The following is a 15,656-nucleotide window of genomic DNA, read 5'->3' as shown; positions in this document are numbered from 1 at the left end:
GATGCCGGATAGAAAGAGCTTAGAGGGATGACCTTGCAATGACGCCTGAAACAGTTGTCGATATTTTTCGGGATGCACAGGAACTGCTGGTGTTAATGGTCAGCATTCTGATTGGCCCGGGGCTGATTGTGGGGGTCGTAGTGTCTGTGTTTCAGGCGGCTACCCAGATTAACGAACAGACCTTGAGTTTCCTGCCCAAGCTTCTGGTTACGCTGGTGACCATGGCTTTTGCCGGCCATTGGTTACTGCAGCAGATGATGGATCTGACTCAGGATCTGTTTCTGCGTATTCCGCATCTGATCGGTTAGATAATCCACAGATGCTGGCGCTTCCTGTCACCCTGAACTCTGCTGAACTCACCGCATGGCTGGGGCAGTGGCTGTGGCCGATGTTTCGGATTGCGGCTGCGGTCTGGATTATGCCGCTGTTTGGTGGGCAGAGTATTTCACCGAAAGCCCGTTGGGCATTGGTGGTGACGCTGACCTTTCTGGTTGCGCCAACGGTAGGCAGTATTCCTAAAGTTGAGGCGCTCTCTCCTGCAGCGATAGTGATCACCTTTCAACAGATTGGTATCGGTCTGGCGTTTGGATTCCTGCTGAGGCTTTGGCTGGCTTTGTTTGCCATGGTCGGTCAGATCATCTCCATGCAGATGGGTTTGGCCATGGCGGTGATGAATGATCCTTCTAACGGACCTGGTGTTGCGGTGCTGGGTTCCTGGTTCTCAACCATTGCTTCGTTGGCCTTTCTGGCTATGGATGGACATCTGGTGGCGTTTACCGTGCTGCTGGAAAGTTTTCAAACCATGCCAATCGGAACAGGCTTTGCCGATGTGATCTGGCATGACCTTGCCAATATGGGCAGCTGGTTATTTGCCGGTAGTCTTCTGGTTGCCCTGCCATCGGTCATCAGCATGCTGATCGTCAATATGGCCTTTGGTGTGATGAACCGAGCTGCGCCACAGCTCAATATTATTGCTCTGGGTTTCCCGATGACCATGCTGTTTGGCATGGTGACGGTGCTGTTCACCATGACCGCTCTGCCGGGAATGCTGGTGACACTGACAACCGAAGTGCTGCAGCTGATGCAGACACTGGCAGGAGGTTAGTGTGGCAGACACCAGTCAGGATCGCACAGAAGAACCCACGGCCCGAAAACTTCAAAAAAGCCGTGAACAGGGTCAGATTCCCCGATCAAGAGAGATTGGTTCGGCCGTCTTGATCGTGTTTGCCGGTCTGCTGTTACAGATGTACGGCCTGAATATTGTTGATGCTCTGATGGGCATTATCCGCCACAACCTCTCTGTTGATCGTCTGGCGCTGTTTGATACCACCTATATGTTGAGGCATTTGAGTGATTCCGGCATTCGGGCGGTGCTGGTTGTTTCTCCTATTCCTCTGGCTCTTATGTTGCTGGCGATTGGCAGCTCCGGCCTGACCGGTGGCTTTCTGTTTCAGACCAGCCTGCTGGAACCCAAGTTTAACCGTTTGAACCCGGTCTCCTGGTTTGGTCGTGTGTTTTCCCTGCAGGGACTGGTGGAACTGGGCAAGTCCATTCTCAAGGTGGTTCTGGTGATGGGCTGTCTGCTGGTTGTGCTCTGGCAACGTTATCCCCTGTCACTCTCTCTTGGCCGTATGCCTGTAAACAGTGCCATGGCAACGGGCGTCAGTATTCTGGGCTGGTCGTTGATGGCCTTTGGGGCTGTGCTGTTTGTGATTGCCGCGATAGATGCGCCGTATCAGATCTGGCAGAACAAGCAGAAACTGAAGATGACCAAGCAGGAGATTAAGGATGAGCACAAAGACATCGACGGTAAGCCGGAAGTAAAAGGGCGTATCCGTCAGCTGCAGCGGGAAATGTCCATGCGCCGGATGATGCAGCGCGTGCCCGAGGCTGATGTCATTATCACCAACCCGACCCATTACTCCGTCGCGCTGAAGTACGATACTGATCGTGCATCTGCGCCGTTTGTGATTGCCAAGGGTGTGGATCAGGTTGCACTCAAGATTCGTGAGATTGCCCGTGACTCTTCCAAACCGGTCATTGAAGCACCGTTACTGGCCCGTGCGGTTTATCACTCCACCAAGGTCGATCAGGAGATCCCGATGGATCTCTACATGGCGGTGGCCCAGGTTCTGGCCTATGTGCAACAGCTGTCCCTGTATCGCAAAGGGCAGGGTGGTGATACCCCGCCGACCATGGGCAAATTTGATATTCCAGAGGTTTACGATGAAGACGGTCATCGTAAACCGGGCAAGGGTGCGGAAGATGAGACGCCCTGACCGTTTTTATTGTTTAGACAAAGCAGTTTAGAGAAAGCAGTACGCAATGAGCAGTAGCATCACATCGTCGGCATCGGGGCCGGCCTATCTAAGCGTGGCGCGCCGCTATGCGGGGACGCCTGTACTGTTGCTGGCAATGCTGGCGATGGTGACTTTGCAGCTTCCGCCTTTCCTGTTGGATCTGCTGTTCACATTCAATATTGCCTTGTCGCTTATTGTGCTGCTGGTGGCGGTTTATACCCTGAGACCGCTGGAGTTTCGGGTCTTCCCGACCATCCTGCTGATAACCACCCTGTTGCGTCTGGCTTTGAACGTGGCTTCTACCCGTGTTGTTCTTTTGCACGGCCATCAGGGGGGGGATGCTGCCGGTAAGGTGATTGAAGCCTTCGGTAATGTGGTGATTGGCGGCAACTATGTGGTTGGTATGGTGGTGTTCACCATTTTGGTGATTATCAACTTTGTTGTTATCACCAAGGGCGGTGGTCGTATATCGGAAGTGACGGCCCGCTTTACCCTTGATGCCATGCCCGGTAAGCAGATGGCGATTGATGCCGACCTGAACGCCGGTCTTATTGATCAGGATACAGCCCGTAAGCGCCGAGAAGAGGTACGTCAGGAGGCCGACTTCTACGGTGCTATGGATGGTGCCAGTAAGTTTGTGCGTGGTGATGCGGTGGCCGGTTTGTTGATTCTGGCGATCAACATTATTGGTGGTGTGCTGATAGGAACCATGCAGCACGACCTGTCTTTTGGTAACGCCTTCGAGGTTTATTCCCTGCTGACCATAGGTGACGGTCTGGTTGCCCAGATTCCATCCCTGCTGTTGTCTATTACTGCCGCCATGATGGTCACCCGGGTTTCCGATGCCGAAGATATGGGCACGCAGGTCAGCAGTCAGATGTTTGCGTCCCCGAAAGCGCTGACGGTTACCGCTGCGGTGATGATCATTATGGGCAGTGTGCCGGGCATGCCTCACATGGCGTTTCTGGGACTCGGCGGTCTGGCTGGTTTTCTGGCCTGGCAGATGAGCAAAAAAGCCAAGACTTCTGCGAAAGAACAGTCCCATCGCAAGGTGATGTCGGAAACCCTGCCGGGTGAACCGGCGGAAGAGCGTCGTGATCTGTCCTGGGATGATGTCCCTGTTGTCGATGCGCTGGGGCTGGAACTGGGCTATCGCTTGATTGGTCTGGTGGACCGCAAGCGTGGTGGTGAGCTGCTGGACCGCATTAAAGGCATTCGTAAGAACCTTTCGACCCGCTTGGGTTTCCTGATTCCAACGGTGCATATCCGCGATAACCTGAAGCTGGCACCGACCGATTATCGTATCTCCCTGATGGGCGTTGCTGTAAGTGAAGGCACCATTCATCCAGAACGCTTGATGGCTCTCAACCCTGGTCGTGTATTTGGCACGCCAAAAGGGATGGATGGGCAAGATCCGGCTTATGGTCTTCCGGCGATCTGGATTGAACAGAGTGAACGAGATAATGCCGTTGCTCTCGGTTGGACTGTGGTTGATCCGGCGACGGTCATGGCAACTCATATCAGCAAGATTATGGATGATCATGCCCACGAACTGCTGGGCTTTGATGAAACCCAGAAGCTTGTGGATAAGCTGGCTTCCCTTGCGCCTCGACTGGCGGATGAGCTGGTTCCTGGCAAGATGAACCTGACCACTCTGCGCAGCGTTCTTCAGCAGTTGTTGGTGGATAGCGTTCCTCTGTCGGATATTCGCACCATCGGTGGCACCTTGCTGGACGCGGCAGGCAAGCAGACGCATCCGGTTCTGCTGGCACAGGAAGTGCGCGTAGCGCTGCGCCGTACCATTATTGATGGAATCGTCGGTATGGAAGCTCTGATTCCGGTGGTGACATTGGCTCAGGGGCTGGAACAGCTAATCCTTCAGGCTCACCAGAAAACCCTGCAGGCTGGCGGTGGCTTTGCACCGGATGCGATTCCTCTTGAACCGAATATCACCCAGCAGCTACAGCAGTTTATGCCGGATGTGACTCAGCAAATGATGGATCGTGGCCATGCGCCGGTCTTGCTGGTGGCACCACAGCTGCGACCATTGATGGCACGCTTTGCCCGCCTGTGCGCTCCGGATCTAAAAGTTCTGTCGTATAGCGAGATTCCGGATGACCGTCAGGTTGATATTGTGATGAATCTCGGATGATTAAATTATGCTTTGTATAAAATTAATTTATACAAAAACGTAGTTTTTCTGATTTCTCTTATTGTCTGCTCCGGACTAATATCGCGCACATTCTTTCAGGATGTGCGCGATGAATACTCAAGCCTCGTCTCCCCCTCTGTTTCAATCGTCCGGACATAAGCAACGTTTTGCCAAAGTACCTGCTCCTTTGGGTGGACTGGCCCTCGCTATAGGCAGCCTTGGTGGTGCCTGGGGTATTTTTGTTCCCGCCTATGCCAAATTGTTTGCTCTGCTTGTTACTCCTGTTGCTGCAGTACTGGCAGCACTGGTGATTCTGAAATATCTGACCAACCCGCATCTGGTGCGTGAAGATCTTCAGCACACTGTTATCAGCAGTGTTATGCCAACGCTGGCCATGGCGTTGATGGTGATTGGCAGCAACCTGCATATCTGGTTTCCGGAGCTGGGGCGTGCCGTCTGGCTGTTTGCCGTGGTCGCACATATTTTCCTGTTCTTTGCGTTCCTGCGTTACCGGATCAAAGACTTCCACATTACCCACATGGTGCCGAGCTGGTTTGTGCCTCCGGTAGGGATTGTTGTGGCCTGTGTGACCGGCGCGAATATGGGCTTCCCGCTGCTGACCTATCTGTTCTTTGTGTTCGGGGTGACAGCCTATGCCATCAAGCTGCCGATCATGTTGTACCGATTAATTTTCCTTGATCGTATAACCGAAGCGGCCAGCCCGACTTTCGGTATTATGGCGGCGCCTGCCAGTCTGACACTCGCAGGATATCTGACCATTTCCGAGCACCCGAGTGTGTTTGTCGTGGCGGTTCTGACACCAATCGCAGTGTTGATGACCAGCATTGTCTGGGTGGCGTTGTTCCGTCTGCTGCGTTTGCCATTCTCACCAGGTTTTGCCGCCTTTACCTTTCCGATGGTGATTGGTGCAACCGCTTTGTTGAAGCTGGATCAGTTGCTTTCAGGTATGGGTGTTGATTACCCGAACGAGGTGTTGTTTGGACTGGCAGTGGTTGAGTTGCTGGTGGCAACAGCTATCGTGATCTATGTCGCCTGGTGTTACTTCCAGCACTTTATTTTGAAGAAGTAGACGTCAGTTTTTCAGAGACTTAAGCTTCCCGCAATACCGGCTGTGGTGATGTATTAAAGATATCACCGCAGCCAGCATTCTCCCGGCAGAGATCAATAAACGACTTGAGTGTTTTGTTCTCGGCACGATCCTTATGCAGAACAATATGCATCTGACGGTGCAGGTTGATGCCTGAGACGGGTAGTGTGATCAGCTCTCCAGACTGTAGCTGTCTGTGCACAGAGAGATGGGAGATACAGGTAATCCCCAAACCTTCCTGTACGGAATTGACGATTGCTTCGGTATGCTGAATCTCGAAAACCCGATAACGGTTATCTAGTGACGGGGCTATCAGATCATCAAAAATATCCCGACTTCCCGACCCCTGCTCCCTGAGAACCCATACCTCATCCTGTAGCTGCTCAAGACTTATAAGTGACTGGTTTCTGTGGGGACAATTCGGCGCCGCCACAATCAGCATATTATCTTCCCGCCACGGAATGGATATCAGATCAGGATGTTGGCAACGCCCCTCAACAAGAGCGATATCCAGTTTGAAGTGCAGAAGTTGCTCAAGCAGGCTTTGGGTATTCTGAATAAAGGCTTTCGGAGTCACGGCCGGCATCTGTTTCTGCATCTGACTGAGCAGGGAGGGCATTAGATGATTACCAATAGTCAGACTGCAGCCAACCAGCAAAGTACCGGATAGCGCGTTGTTGGCGCTGGAAAACAGCTGCTCGATATCTGTTGCCCGGTAGAGCAGGTCACGCACATAAGGTTGCAGGTGTCGTCCATTGCTGTTGATCACCAGACGATTGCCTAGACGGTCAAACAGTTTGACGCCCAGCTGCTTTTCCAGCTCACGCAATGCCATGCTGGCAGCTGGCTGGGTAATAAACAGAGCCTTGGCGGCAAGGCTGACCTGCTGGTGCTGGGACACCGCCTGGAAAACCTGTAACTGCTTCAGGGTGATATGCATGGACGACAGCCGATGTGTGTTTGGTATTGGCAGAGAGCACTCTGTAATGAGAATACCGGTGCACGGGGAAAATACCAGATAATCCGTTAACATAGGGCGCAAGCCTCGTTATGAAACCGACCAGGATGACCCCATGCTTTATGCAGTGATGACTCAGGACGTTGATAACTCCCTTCCCCTCCGCATGACCTGCCGCGCCGAACATTTGGCCCGTCTGGAGCAGCTCAAGTCGGAGGGCCGTCTGGTTCTGGCTGGACCTTTTCCTGCAATCGACAGTAATGATCCGGGTGAAGCCGGCTTTACCGGCAGTTTGATTGTGGCGGAGTTTGAGAGTCTGGAAGCGGCTCAGGCCTGGGCAGATGCTGACCCTTACGTAGCAGCCGGTGTGATTGCCAGCGCAGTCGTTAAGCCTTACAAGAAGGTTCTGCCTTAAAGGTTTTTGATGATCAGGGACTGAGTGGCCTGTTCTTTGGCAAGAATATTCGAGGCCAACTCGATCATCAGTTGTTGCCATGCCTGTTCGGTGGTTGCATCGGACAGGCTGTTGAGAAAGTGAAACTCTCCCCGTTCCTGTTGGGCTAAAGCCTCTTTGTAGTCCGCTTCAATCTGCGCCTGACGGTATTTATCTTCCGCCATAAACATTTCAAACAGACCTTCATTGATACCCTGTGCCGTTCGGGTATTTTTGGCAGCGCTCTGTGCCAGCCGACCTGCACCAACGGCAGCCTGTGTCGTCAGGCCTGCCTTATAGCTATTCCATACGTGTCTGCCCTGATGGACAGTCGAAGGCAAGGTTGCCAAAAATGGCGCCGCAGACAGCAGTGGGGAAATATCCCGCCAGAGCCAGCGACGAGGCTGTTCTGGTAAATGCTGCTGTTGAGAGGGAACCTGCAACTCATACCAATGCTCCATCAGCTCACGGTGCCGATGCAGTGAAGGCATTGCAGTTAGTGTCGAGGGGATTGCCGTCAGGCTCATGATGATCATTCCCTTGCCGGATGCAGCCTATTAGAAAGGCAGGTCTGTTAAAGGTTTCTCCCTTGTTTAATAAAACTGACAGTCTGGTCAGCACCACTGACCGGGCTGCTTTTGTGCGTTTCCGAAAGGCTTTACAATGCTGTACAACCCCAAACCAAAAAGAAAAATAAGATGAAACGGATTATCAGTACCGGACTACCGATTCTTGTCATTCTGACATTGCTGGCGCTGTGGCTGCTGCCACCGGAAATTGAACGCCGGCATAACCTTGTGGATGAGCATGAGCCTTATCCCGTTTCCGATATTGCGGCTGATCTGCATAAAAAGCTGCTGGTTGCTGATCTGCATACCGACAGCCTGTTGTGGAGCCGTGATCTGCGCAAAGAATCGACCATCGGCCATGCCGACCTTCCCCGTCTGCGTGAAGGTAATGTGGCGATCCAGATTTTCCCTGCGGTGACCAAGTCTCCGGCCGGGCAGAATTACGAAAGCAACGCCACCGAAGCCCGTGACAATATTACGCTGCTGGCTGTTGCCCAGGCCTGGCCTACCCGTACCTGGATGAGCTTGAGCGAGCGGGCACTCTATCAGTCTGAAAAACTGCACAAGCTGCAGGAACAGGTACCTGAAGAAGTTCGCGTTGTGCGTACCTCTGGTGATCTGCAGGAGGTGCTTGGTAAACGTGCTCAAGGCAGCCAGCAGTTGGCGGCAATTCTGGCCACAGAAGGTTCCCATGCTCTGGATGGCAAGCTGGCCAATATCCAGAAACTGTACGATGCCGGTTATCGGATGATGGGGCTGCAGCACTTCTTCGATAACAAACTGGGCGGCTCTCTTCACGGAACGTCTAATGCCGGGCTTTCGGACTTTGGGCGCGCTGCGGTGAACCTGATGGAAGAGAAGAGCATTATTGTCGATGTGGCCCACTCTTCACCGCAGGTGGTTCTGGATACGCTGGCTGCGGCTTCCCGTCCGGTCGTGCTCTCCCATACGGGCTTCAACGGCTTGTGTGAGTCTCCACGTAATATCTCTGATGACCTGATGAAGCAGATTGCTGCCGCAGATGGTCTTATCGGTGTTGGCTTCTGGGAAGATGCGATTTGTGATCACACGCCTGCCGGTATCGCCAAAATGATCAAGTACGGCATCTCCGTTGTTGGCGAAGACCATGTTGCTCTGGGAACCGATTTTGATGGCTCAGTGAGAACCGGTATTGATGTATCTGAGCTGCCAGCTCTCACTGACGCGCTTGTTGCGGAAGGTTTATCTGAGCGTGAGATCAGAAAAGTGATGGGTGAAAACCTGCGTGACTTCCTGATCAAGTGGCTGCCGAAGAGCTAACTTGTATAACCTGCGCCGTCTGTCAGGGCGCAAGCCCAAACAGGCGGGGCAGGAAGAGTGAGATATCAGGAATATAAGTCACCAGCAGCAGCGCGATAAACAGCATGGCGTACATGGGAATCATGGGGCGAATGATCTCATGGATTCTCAGCCCGCTGACGGAACAACTTACGAATAAAGCATTTCCTACCGGTGGTGTAATTAACCCGATACACAGGTTAAAGATCATCACTATGCCAAAGTGCAGCGGGCTGATTCCCAGTGCGGTGACAATCGGCAGAAACACCGGCGTGCAGATCAGGACGGCCGGTGTCATATCCATAAACGCACCAACGATCAGTAGAATAATATTAATAATCAGCATGATAACGATTGGGTTGCTGGAGAATTGCGTGAGTGTCTCCGACACCAGCTCAAACAGGTCGGCATTCACCATCACCCAGGACATGCTGGCTGAAAAGGCAATCAACAATAAGGCCACAGAGGAAGTGACTGCCGATTCGAGCAGCACATCCGGAATCTCTTTCAGGGGAATCTCCCGATAACAGATCACAGACAGGAAGAAGGCGTAGGCTACAGCGATTGCGGAGGCTTCGGTCGCAGTAAACAGGCCTGCGGTAATGCCGCCAATCACCAGAACAATCAAAAACAGGCTGGGCAGGGCATCAAGAGTGACTTTACCGACCTCTTTCAGACTGGGGGCTGCCCGACGAGGATAGTTGTTGCGCATGGCGACAATCGCGGCCACGCACATCACTGAAAGCCCCATCAGTATTCCAGGCAGATAGCCGGCCAGGAACAGGGCCGCAACGGAGACACCACCGCTGCTCAGCGAATAGATAATCATGGTGTTGCTGGGAGGAATCAGCAGACCGGTTGGGCAGGATGAGGCATTGATCGCTGCCGAGTAGGCAGGATCATAACCGGCCTTTCTCTGTTCCGGTGACATCACTGATCCCACAGCTGCCGCAGAGGCAACAGCAGAGCCGGAGATCGACCCGAACATCATATTGGCGACAATGTTCACATGTGCCAGTGATCCAGGCAGCTGCCCGGCAATAACCTGAGCCAGATTAACCAGCCTTCGGGCAATCCCGCCCCGATTCATCAAAGCTCCGGCCAGTATAAAAAAGGGAATAGCCAGTAGGGCAAAGCTGCCCAGACCATTCTGTATCTTCATGGCGACCACCATGGCCGCTGTATCGAAATTAAAAAGAGTAAGCAGGGCTAAAAGTGCTGCACTGCCGATGGCAAAGGAAACCGGCATGCCCAGAAAGATAAAGGCCATAAAAACGGTAAACAGTACGCCAAGAGCGAAGGTTTCCATTAGCGATCGGTTCCGTTGGTGGGCTCAGGGAGCAATAGGAACAGCAGGCTATAACCGCAGATAAACAGTCCCGACAGCGGCAGTAGTCCGTACAGATAACTGACCGGAATACCCAGCGCCGGTGATATTTGGCCACTCTGCATAACAATCAGGGTCAGCTGACTGCCACCGTAAACAAGTACGATGGCAGCAAACAGAAAGACACCGGTTTGAATCAGAATATCCAGCCCCTGCTTTAATCTCCCGGTTGCCATGCCGTAGAGAATATCAATCGCCAGATGTCGTTTTTGCCCAAAGGTATAGGCGCCACCCAGCAGAGCAACACAGGTCATTTGCAGGCAGGCCAGTTCGTCGGTAAAGGTGCTGGGAATGGCGCAATAGCGGCTGATGATCTGCCAGAGTACAACCAGCACCAAAGCCAGCATATTCAGGCTGATAAGTACGGCCAGTGAACGATCCAGCCAGCATTTTATTCGGTATCCTGATGGTGAATCGTCTGGCTGCTGGCTCATATCATGCCCTCTTTAGCAGAAGGGTTTGTTCCAGCAGCTCTCGCTGGTCATCTTTGGATCGGAACTGCTCATAAAGCGGTGTCACACTCTGACGGAATGCTTCCCGGTCAACGGTGATCATTTTTCCGCCACTGGCCAGAGCCTTTTCCCGGGCTTCATCGGTACTCTTATGCCAGTTCTCTCGCTGCAACCGTGCAGAATAGTCAGCTGCTTCCTGCAGCCATATTTGTTCCTGTGGGCTAAGCCGGTTCCATGATTGGGTGGAAACAGTGAGGAAGTCCGGTAACGAGAGGTGCCTGGTTTCAGAGAAATAGGGAGTGACTTCAATATGCCGGGTTTCCACCCATGACGATTCATTGTTCTCCGCTACATCAACCACGCCCTGTTGTAGAGCGGTATACACCTCACCGAATGACATGGATGTTGCCGAACCACCCATCAACCGAACCATTTCCAGATTCATGGGACTGACCTGAACTCGCACTTTCATACCTTTTAAATCAGCAGGTGTGTGAATCGGCTTTTTGGCATAAAAGCTTCGATAACCGGCGACATAGGAGGTCATACAGAAAAAACCAAGAGCGCGGGTCTTTTGCATTACTGTGCGGCCAACTTCGCCATTCAATACCGCATCAAAATGCTGTTCATCTTCAAACAGGAACGGCAGGTTGAATAGGGAGAAGGAGGATTCAAAGGTTTCCAGATCACTGGCGCTGCCCTTGGCCATATCCAGTGCGCCAATCTGCAGCATTTGAAGAATTTCTGTGGATGAACCCATCTGTCCGGCGGGGTACACCTTCATTTTCAACCGGCCTTCGGAAAGCGTATTGAGTTTGTCCCGCATGGCAATAAAGGCCAGATGTACCGGATGGGTTTGATGAAGGTTGTGAGCCAGCTTTAGAACTTTGGGTTTTTCTGACGATGGTATTTCTGCAGCGTGAATATCCTGATTCAGAATCAGAGCAACAAGAACAATCGCGCAAATATAAAGGAACACATAGAGCCCACCCCGGTATTTATAGGTGGGGGAGTTGGAACATGGGTCTGATTCAGAGAACGTCCTGTCGGTTTTCATTGAAGCCCGGCAATGGTGTCAGGTTTAAATTTGTCATGGAAAGTAGACAGGAAACAGTTGGCTGTCAGGTTTTCTCAATCAGAGAATGCAAAAGAGTTTTGATGCCCTGCTGGTGGAGCTGTTCAGCAGATTGAACGACAGTCTCAATAAACTGAATGTTATGGGAGAGGTCTTCACCAAAGATATCGCTGCAGGCAATAAATGCCTTAGTTAGTTCTGAGATATTCCCCGTATGTTGTGCCGCAATTTCCCTGAGCTGTGTTGCCATTGGATCAGTGATCTCCATTGTGCTCATGCAGGATATCCAGGCGGCAATGCCAGCCGCAATCAATGAAAAATCACTGCCATGAGCCAGATGCCAGCGAACAGTATTAAGCCAGCGTTGGGGGATCTTCTGTGAACCATCAGAGGCAATCTGCGTGGTTTTGTGGGCCAGATGCGGATTCTGAAAACGGGTGATCAAGCTATCGGCATAGTCTGCAAGGTCAGCTCCGTCGGGCATCACCAAAGTGGGAGCCGCTTCGACCATGACGTGCTTTGCTGCATCAGCAAAAGTCTGATCCTCCATCACTTCCGCTACAGTTTGATAGCCCGCCAGCAGGCCGGTATAGGCGATAAAGGAATGGGCGCCGTTAAGCATGCGCAGTTTCATCTCCTCCCAGGGGCGGACATCCTCAACAAACTGCACACCGTCAATACAGTCCCAGTCCGGCCGGCCGTTCTCTCCGCCGACAAAGTTATCTTCGATCACCCACTGCTTAAAGGACTCACAGACAATGGCGCAGTTATCGCGCAGGCCTGTGTTTTGCTCCACGTTGTTAAGGTCTTCATCTGTTATTGCTGGAACAATGCGATCCACCATGGTGGAAGGGAATGCGCCATATTGATGAATCCAGCTCGCCAGATCTTTATCCAGCCGCTCGGCCATCTGCAGCACAGCCTGCCGGGTACGGGAGCCGTTATCCGGAATGTTATCGCAGCTCAGTACCGTAAAAGGGTGGAGGTCGTTACGTTTGCGCAAGGAGAGGGCTGCCACAATTAAACCAATGGCAGAGCGCGGGCTGTCAGGGTTGTGAAGATCGTGGTGAATCAGCGGATGATCATCCAGTAGTTCACCGGTGGCCGGATTCAGCCCGTAGCCTTTCTCGGTAATGGTCAGTGAGACGATGCGGATATCTGGCAAGGCCATAGTCGCCAACAACCGCTGGTGGTTATGGTTGTTGGGCTCATCGGCACCGGCAAAGTGGGTCTCGACCAGACTGCTGATTAGCCGGCACTGCAGGCCGTGTTCTTTGCTGGTTTCGGTTACGGTAAACAGATGATCCTGCTGCTTTAACTGCTCAACCAGCCGGGCTCCGCTGCGGATATTGGCGGCAACAATGCCCCACTGTTCGTCATCGGTTGAAGCCATGGTCTCATCGGTGATTAAAGCCTGATGGGCACGATGAAATGCACCAAGGCCCAGATGGACAATGCCAGGTTGCAGCGGAAGATCGTAGGTTTTGGTTTTGCGTATGGTTTTTGAGTGCTCTGCGGTTTCCCGGTTCAGCAATTTATGGGCTTGGGTTTCCATACGGCATCCATATTGAAGTCATTCGCTTCAAAGTAGAAGAGTTCAGTAAAACTGCCGGATTTTGTATCTGGTGCCGGTCTATGCCATAAATAGCGGTGTATAAAACCAACACAAACAATACAAGCAATATAAAAACTGGCTTATGGCTCATCGGGTTTTATGGCACATATAGTTCTGGCCTGGGAACTGGGGGGCGGTTTTGGGCACCTGAACCGACTGCTTTCTCTGGCGCAGGAGCTGCTTGATGCCGGTTACCGGGTTTCGCTTGTTGCCCGGGATGCTGAGCTGGCCCGTGTGCACTTCCGCCATCTTCCCATTGCTATCTATCAGGCGCCTCATATTCAGGAAGAGCTGCCGGGCTCACTGGCCCAGACACCGGCTTATGTGCATGTCCTGTTTAATGTGGGTTATGGTGATCCGGAGATTCTGGGCTGCCTGGTCAGAGATTGGTTTTATTTACTGGCCGAGTTGAGCCCTGATCTTTTAATTGCTGACCATGCGCCAACTGCGTTGATGGTTTCCCGGGATTGGGATATCCCCCGCATTAATTATGGCGATGGCTTTACTTGCCCGGCACCCACTTCCCCTTTGCCTGTGCTGCACGGTGATATTTCCCTGAACGATGTTCTGCAGTCTGAGTGGCAGATACTGGGCTGGTGTAATCAGACACTGGAACAACTCGGGCTTTCACCGCTTGAATGGCTGGGGCAGATATACGATGTCGATGAAGTGTTCCTGATGACCTGGCCGGAGCTGGATCATCTTGGCCACCGAGAGCAGGTTTGTTATCACGGTGTTCAGCCTCCCCCGCCTCGATTTAATAGCCAAAGCTATAACGCCCCGCCGCTTCAATCGTGTGGAATGCCACATTTCTTTGCTTACCTGAAGCAAACGCCATGGCTGGAAAGCCAGTTACAGGTTTTGTCGTCACTGGGTGTTTATGGTGAGGTTTATGTGAAGGATATGGCGCACTCGCTGCGCGAGCAGTACATCTGTCGCCATGAGATAAGATTATTAACCGAGCCCGCCGACATGCATGCGGTTTTACTCGGGACGGATCTTGTTATCAGTCATGGTGGTCATGAATTAACGGCGCTTTGCCTGCAGGCAGGTGTTCCACAATTGCACGTTCCTCTGAATCTTGAGCAGCAGCTGATTGCCAGACGGTGCCAGCAGACAGGCACTTCATTATCTGTTGAACCCCACCAGTTTGAAGAGCAGCTGCACAGCATGCTCCATAATCTTCGTTACTACTCAGACCAGGCCGAACAGGTGGTAGAGAAACTTACAGTTTCTCCTTTCCCGCTGCGCCGCTGCCTGGTGCTGATTGATCATTGGCTGCAGGTCAAACAGGCGGTTAATGCTGATTGATCGAATTTCATCGTGCGGTACTCTCGACGGTTTATCTCTGTCTTGATGTGAAGAGTACGATGATTCAGGTTGTAGGACACACCAATCCCGATTCCGACAGTATCTGCAGCGCGCTGGTGGCCGCTGAGTGGCTGAAAGCGGCCCGTGGTTACGATACTGTTGCCCTGGCTCAGGGTGAGCCGACCGGTGAAAGCGCGTTCATTCTGGAGCAGGCCGGCGTAGCGGCTCCTGCAATCTGTGAAACCGTAGCTGGTCAGCAGGTATGGCTGGTGGACTTCACTGACCTCTCCCAGGCGCCAAAGGGCATTGAAGATGCGGAAGTGGTGGGTGTAATCGACCATCACCGCCTGGGTGATCTGATTACCGCCAATCCACTGGAAGCCTGGATCTGGCCGGTAGGCTGCTGCAGCACCATCCTGTACAACCTGTTTGTCATGGAGAACATCGAGATCTCCCGTGCCAACGCGGTTTTGATGCTGGGCGCGATTTGCAGTGATACTGTCGCTTTCCGTTCCCCGACCTGCACCGAGAAGGATGTGATTGCTGCTGAAGCATTGGCCAAGATCGCCGGTCTGGATCTGGAAGCCTTCTGCGAAGAGCTGATGCTGGTGAAGACCAATCTGAATGGTCTGAGCATTGCGAGTCTGGTTGACCGTGATCTGAAGAAATTCCCGGTAAAAGACGATTTCGTTGTAGTTGGTCAGATCGAGATCGCCAGCTTTGATCAGGTCACTGACAAGATCGAAGCCCTGCAGGAAGAACTGGCAGGCCGTTGTGCATCTGGTGAGTTGAAGCTGGCTGCGCTGATGGTGACCAATATCTCCACCTCCGTCACCAAGCTGCTGTTCCAGGGCGAGTGGAGCAACATGCTGGCAGAGCACGCTTCTGAAACCAACATCGTTGAGATGGAAAACACCCTGAGCCGTAAGAAGCAGGGCTGGCCTTGGCTGCAGACCGTGCTGGGCGCCTGATTCCTCCC

At 52.6% G+C, this 15,656-nt stretch carries 15 protein-coding genes; 9 read left to right on the top strand and 6 right to left on the bottom strand.

What is annotated here, in order from left to right; genetic code table 11:
• The first annotated feature begins 38 nt into the window (after window positions 1–38).
• The 5 genes from fliQ (at window position 39) to EHSB41UT_RS17090 (ending at window position 5,542) form a co-directional block, all read left to right on the top strand.
• The gene (fliQ, locus tag EHSB41UT_RS17110; RefSeq protein WP_087112061.1) at window positions 39–308 is read left to right on the top strand and encodes a flagellar biosynthesis protein FliQ; all 270 of its coding nucleotides are present in this window, start codon (window positions 39–41) and stop codon (window positions 306–308) included.
• Window positions 309–319: 11 nt separating this feature from the next.
• Window positions 320–1,105, top strand: coding sequence for a flagellar biosynthetic protein FliR (fliR, locus tag EHSB41UT_RS17105; RefSeq protein WP_087112059.1), 786 nt, complete (start codon window positions 320–322; stop codon window positions 1,103–1,105).
• A gap of 1 nt (window position 1,106) precedes the next feature.
• A complete protein-coding gene (gene flhB, locus EHSB41UT_RS17100; RefSeq protein ID WP_087112055.1) occupies window positions 1,107–2,279 on the top strand; it encodes a flagellar biosynthesis protein FlhB in 1,173 nt (390 codons plus the stop codon).
• 46 nt (window positions 2,280–2,325) lie between these two features.
• Window positions 2,326–4,452 carry a flagellar biosynthesis protein FlhA gene (gene flhA, locus EHSB41UT_RS17095; protein ID WP_087112053.1) on the top strand — a complete coding sequence of 709 codons (2,127 nt, stop codon included), beginning with the start codon at window positions 2,326–2,328 and terminating at the stop codon, window positions 4,450–4,452.
• A gap of 109 nt (window positions 4,453–4,561) precedes the next feature.
• Window positions 4,562–5,542 (top strand): TDT family transporter, encoded by a 981-nt coding sequence (locus EHSB41UT_RS17090; protein ID WP_087112051.1) that lies wholly within the window; start codon window positions 4,562–4,564, stop codon window positions 5,540–5,542.
• Between the two features lie 19 nt (window positions 5,543–5,561).
• On the opposite strand, the gene EHSB41UT_RS17085 is transcribed toward EHSB41UT_RS17090, so the two are convergent.
• Entirely contained in the window at window positions 5,562–6,500 is a 939-nt protein-coding gene (locus EHSB41UT_RS17085; RefSeq protein WP_165767304.1) for a LysR substrate-binding domain-containing protein, read from the bottom strand.
• A gap of 133 nt (window positions 6,501–6,633) precedes the next feature.
• Here EHSB41UT_RS17085 and EHSB41UT_RS17080 point away from each other — a divergent pair, with 133 nt between their 5' ends.
• Window positions 6,634–6,933: a YciI family protein gene (locus EHSB41UT_RS17080; protein ID WP_087112048.1), complete on the top strand. Its 300-nt coding sequence runs from the start codon at window positions 6,634–6,636 to the stop codon at window positions 6,931–6,933.
• Here the strand turns inward: EHSB41UT_RS17080 and EHSB41UT_RS17075 are convergent.
• Window positions 6,930–7,478, bottom strand: coding sequence for a hypothetical protein (locus EHSB41UT_RS17075; RefSeq protein WP_133060559.1), 549 nt, complete (start codon window positions 7,476–7,478; stop codon window positions 6,930–6,932). The two genes, EHSB41UT_RS17080 and EHSB41UT_RS17075, sit on opposite strands and share 4 nt — an antisense overlap.
• 171 nt (window positions 7,479–7,649) lie before the next feature.
• Here EHSB41UT_RS17075 and EHSB41UT_RS17070 point away from each other — a divergent pair, with 171 nt between their 5' ends.
• Entirely contained in the window at window positions 7,650–8,819 is a 1,170-nt protein-coding gene (locus EHSB41UT_RS17070) for a dipeptidase (RefSeq protein ID WP_087112044.1), read from the top strand.
• Between the two features lie 22 nt (window positions 8,820–8,841).
• On the opposite strand, the gene EHSB41UT_RS17065 is transcribed toward EHSB41UT_RS17070, so the two are convergent.
• The 4 genes from EHSB41UT_RS17065 to EHSB41UT_RS17050 all read right to left on the bottom strand — a co-directional run bounded on the left by EHSB41UT_RS17065 (window position 8,842) and on the right by EHSB41UT_RS17050 (window position 13,306).
• On the bottom strand, window positions 8,842–10,146 hold the full coding sequence (locus EHSB41UT_RS17065; RefSeq protein ID WP_087112042.1) for a TRAP transporter large permease: 1,305 nt from the start codon (window positions 10,144–10,146) through the stop codon (window positions 8,842–8,844).
• Window positions 10,146–10,658 (bottom strand): TRAP transporter small permease, encoded by a 513-nt coding sequence (locus tag EHSB41UT_RS17060; RefSeq protein ID WP_087112040.1) that lies wholly within the window; start codon window positions 10,656–10,658, stop codon window positions 10,146–10,148. Before EHSB41UT_RS17060 ends, EHSB41UT_RS17065 begins: the two co-directional genes overlap by 1 nt.
• 1 nt (window position 10,659) lies before the next feature.
• Complete coding sequence (locus EHSB41UT_RS17055) at window positions 10,660–11,655, bottom strand: TRAP transporter substrate-binding protein (protein WP_207626683.1); 996 nt, start codon at window positions 11,653–11,655, stop codon at window positions 10,660–10,662.
• A 142-nt stretch (window positions 11,656–11,797) separates the two neighbouring features.
• Window positions 11,798–13,306 carry a mannitol dehydrogenase family protein gene (locus tag EHSB41UT_RS17050; RefSeq protein ID WP_087112036.1) on the bottom strand — a complete coding sequence of 503 codons (1,509 nt, stop codon included), beginning with the start codon at window positions 13,304–13,306 and terminating at the stop codon, window positions 11,798–11,800.
• Window positions 13,307–13,465: 159 nt separating this feature from the next.
• On the opposite strand from EHSB41UT_RS17050, the gene EHSB41UT_RS17045 reads away from it, so the two are divergent.
• The gene (locus tag EHSB41UT_RS17045; protein WP_087112034.1) at window positions 13,466–14,677 is read left to right on the top strand and encodes a glycosyltransferase; all 1,212 of its coding nucleotides are present in this window, start codon (window positions 13,466–13,468) and stop codon (window positions 14,675–14,677) included.
• The gene (locus EHSB41UT_RS17040) at window positions 14,674–15,648 is read left to right on the top strand and encodes a manganese-dependent inorganic pyrophosphatase (RefSeq protein ID WP_207626682.1); all 975 of its coding nucleotides are present in this window, start codon (window positions 14,674–14,676) and stop codon (window positions 15,646–15,648) included. Before EHSB41UT_RS17045 ends, EHSB41UT_RS17040 begins: the two co-directional genes overlap by 4 nt.
• The last annotated feature ends 8 nt before the right edge of the window (window positions 15,649–15,656 follow it).

Source organism: Parendozoicomonas haliclonae, assembly GCF_900174585.1.
GTDB lineage: Bacteria > Pseudomonadota > Gammaproteobacteria > Pseudomonadales > Endozoicomonadaceae > Sansalvadorimonas > Sansalvadorimonas haliclonae.
The sequence above is the reverse complement of the archived record's forward strand: the minus strand, read 5'-3'. Positions and strand labels throughout refer to the sequence as shown.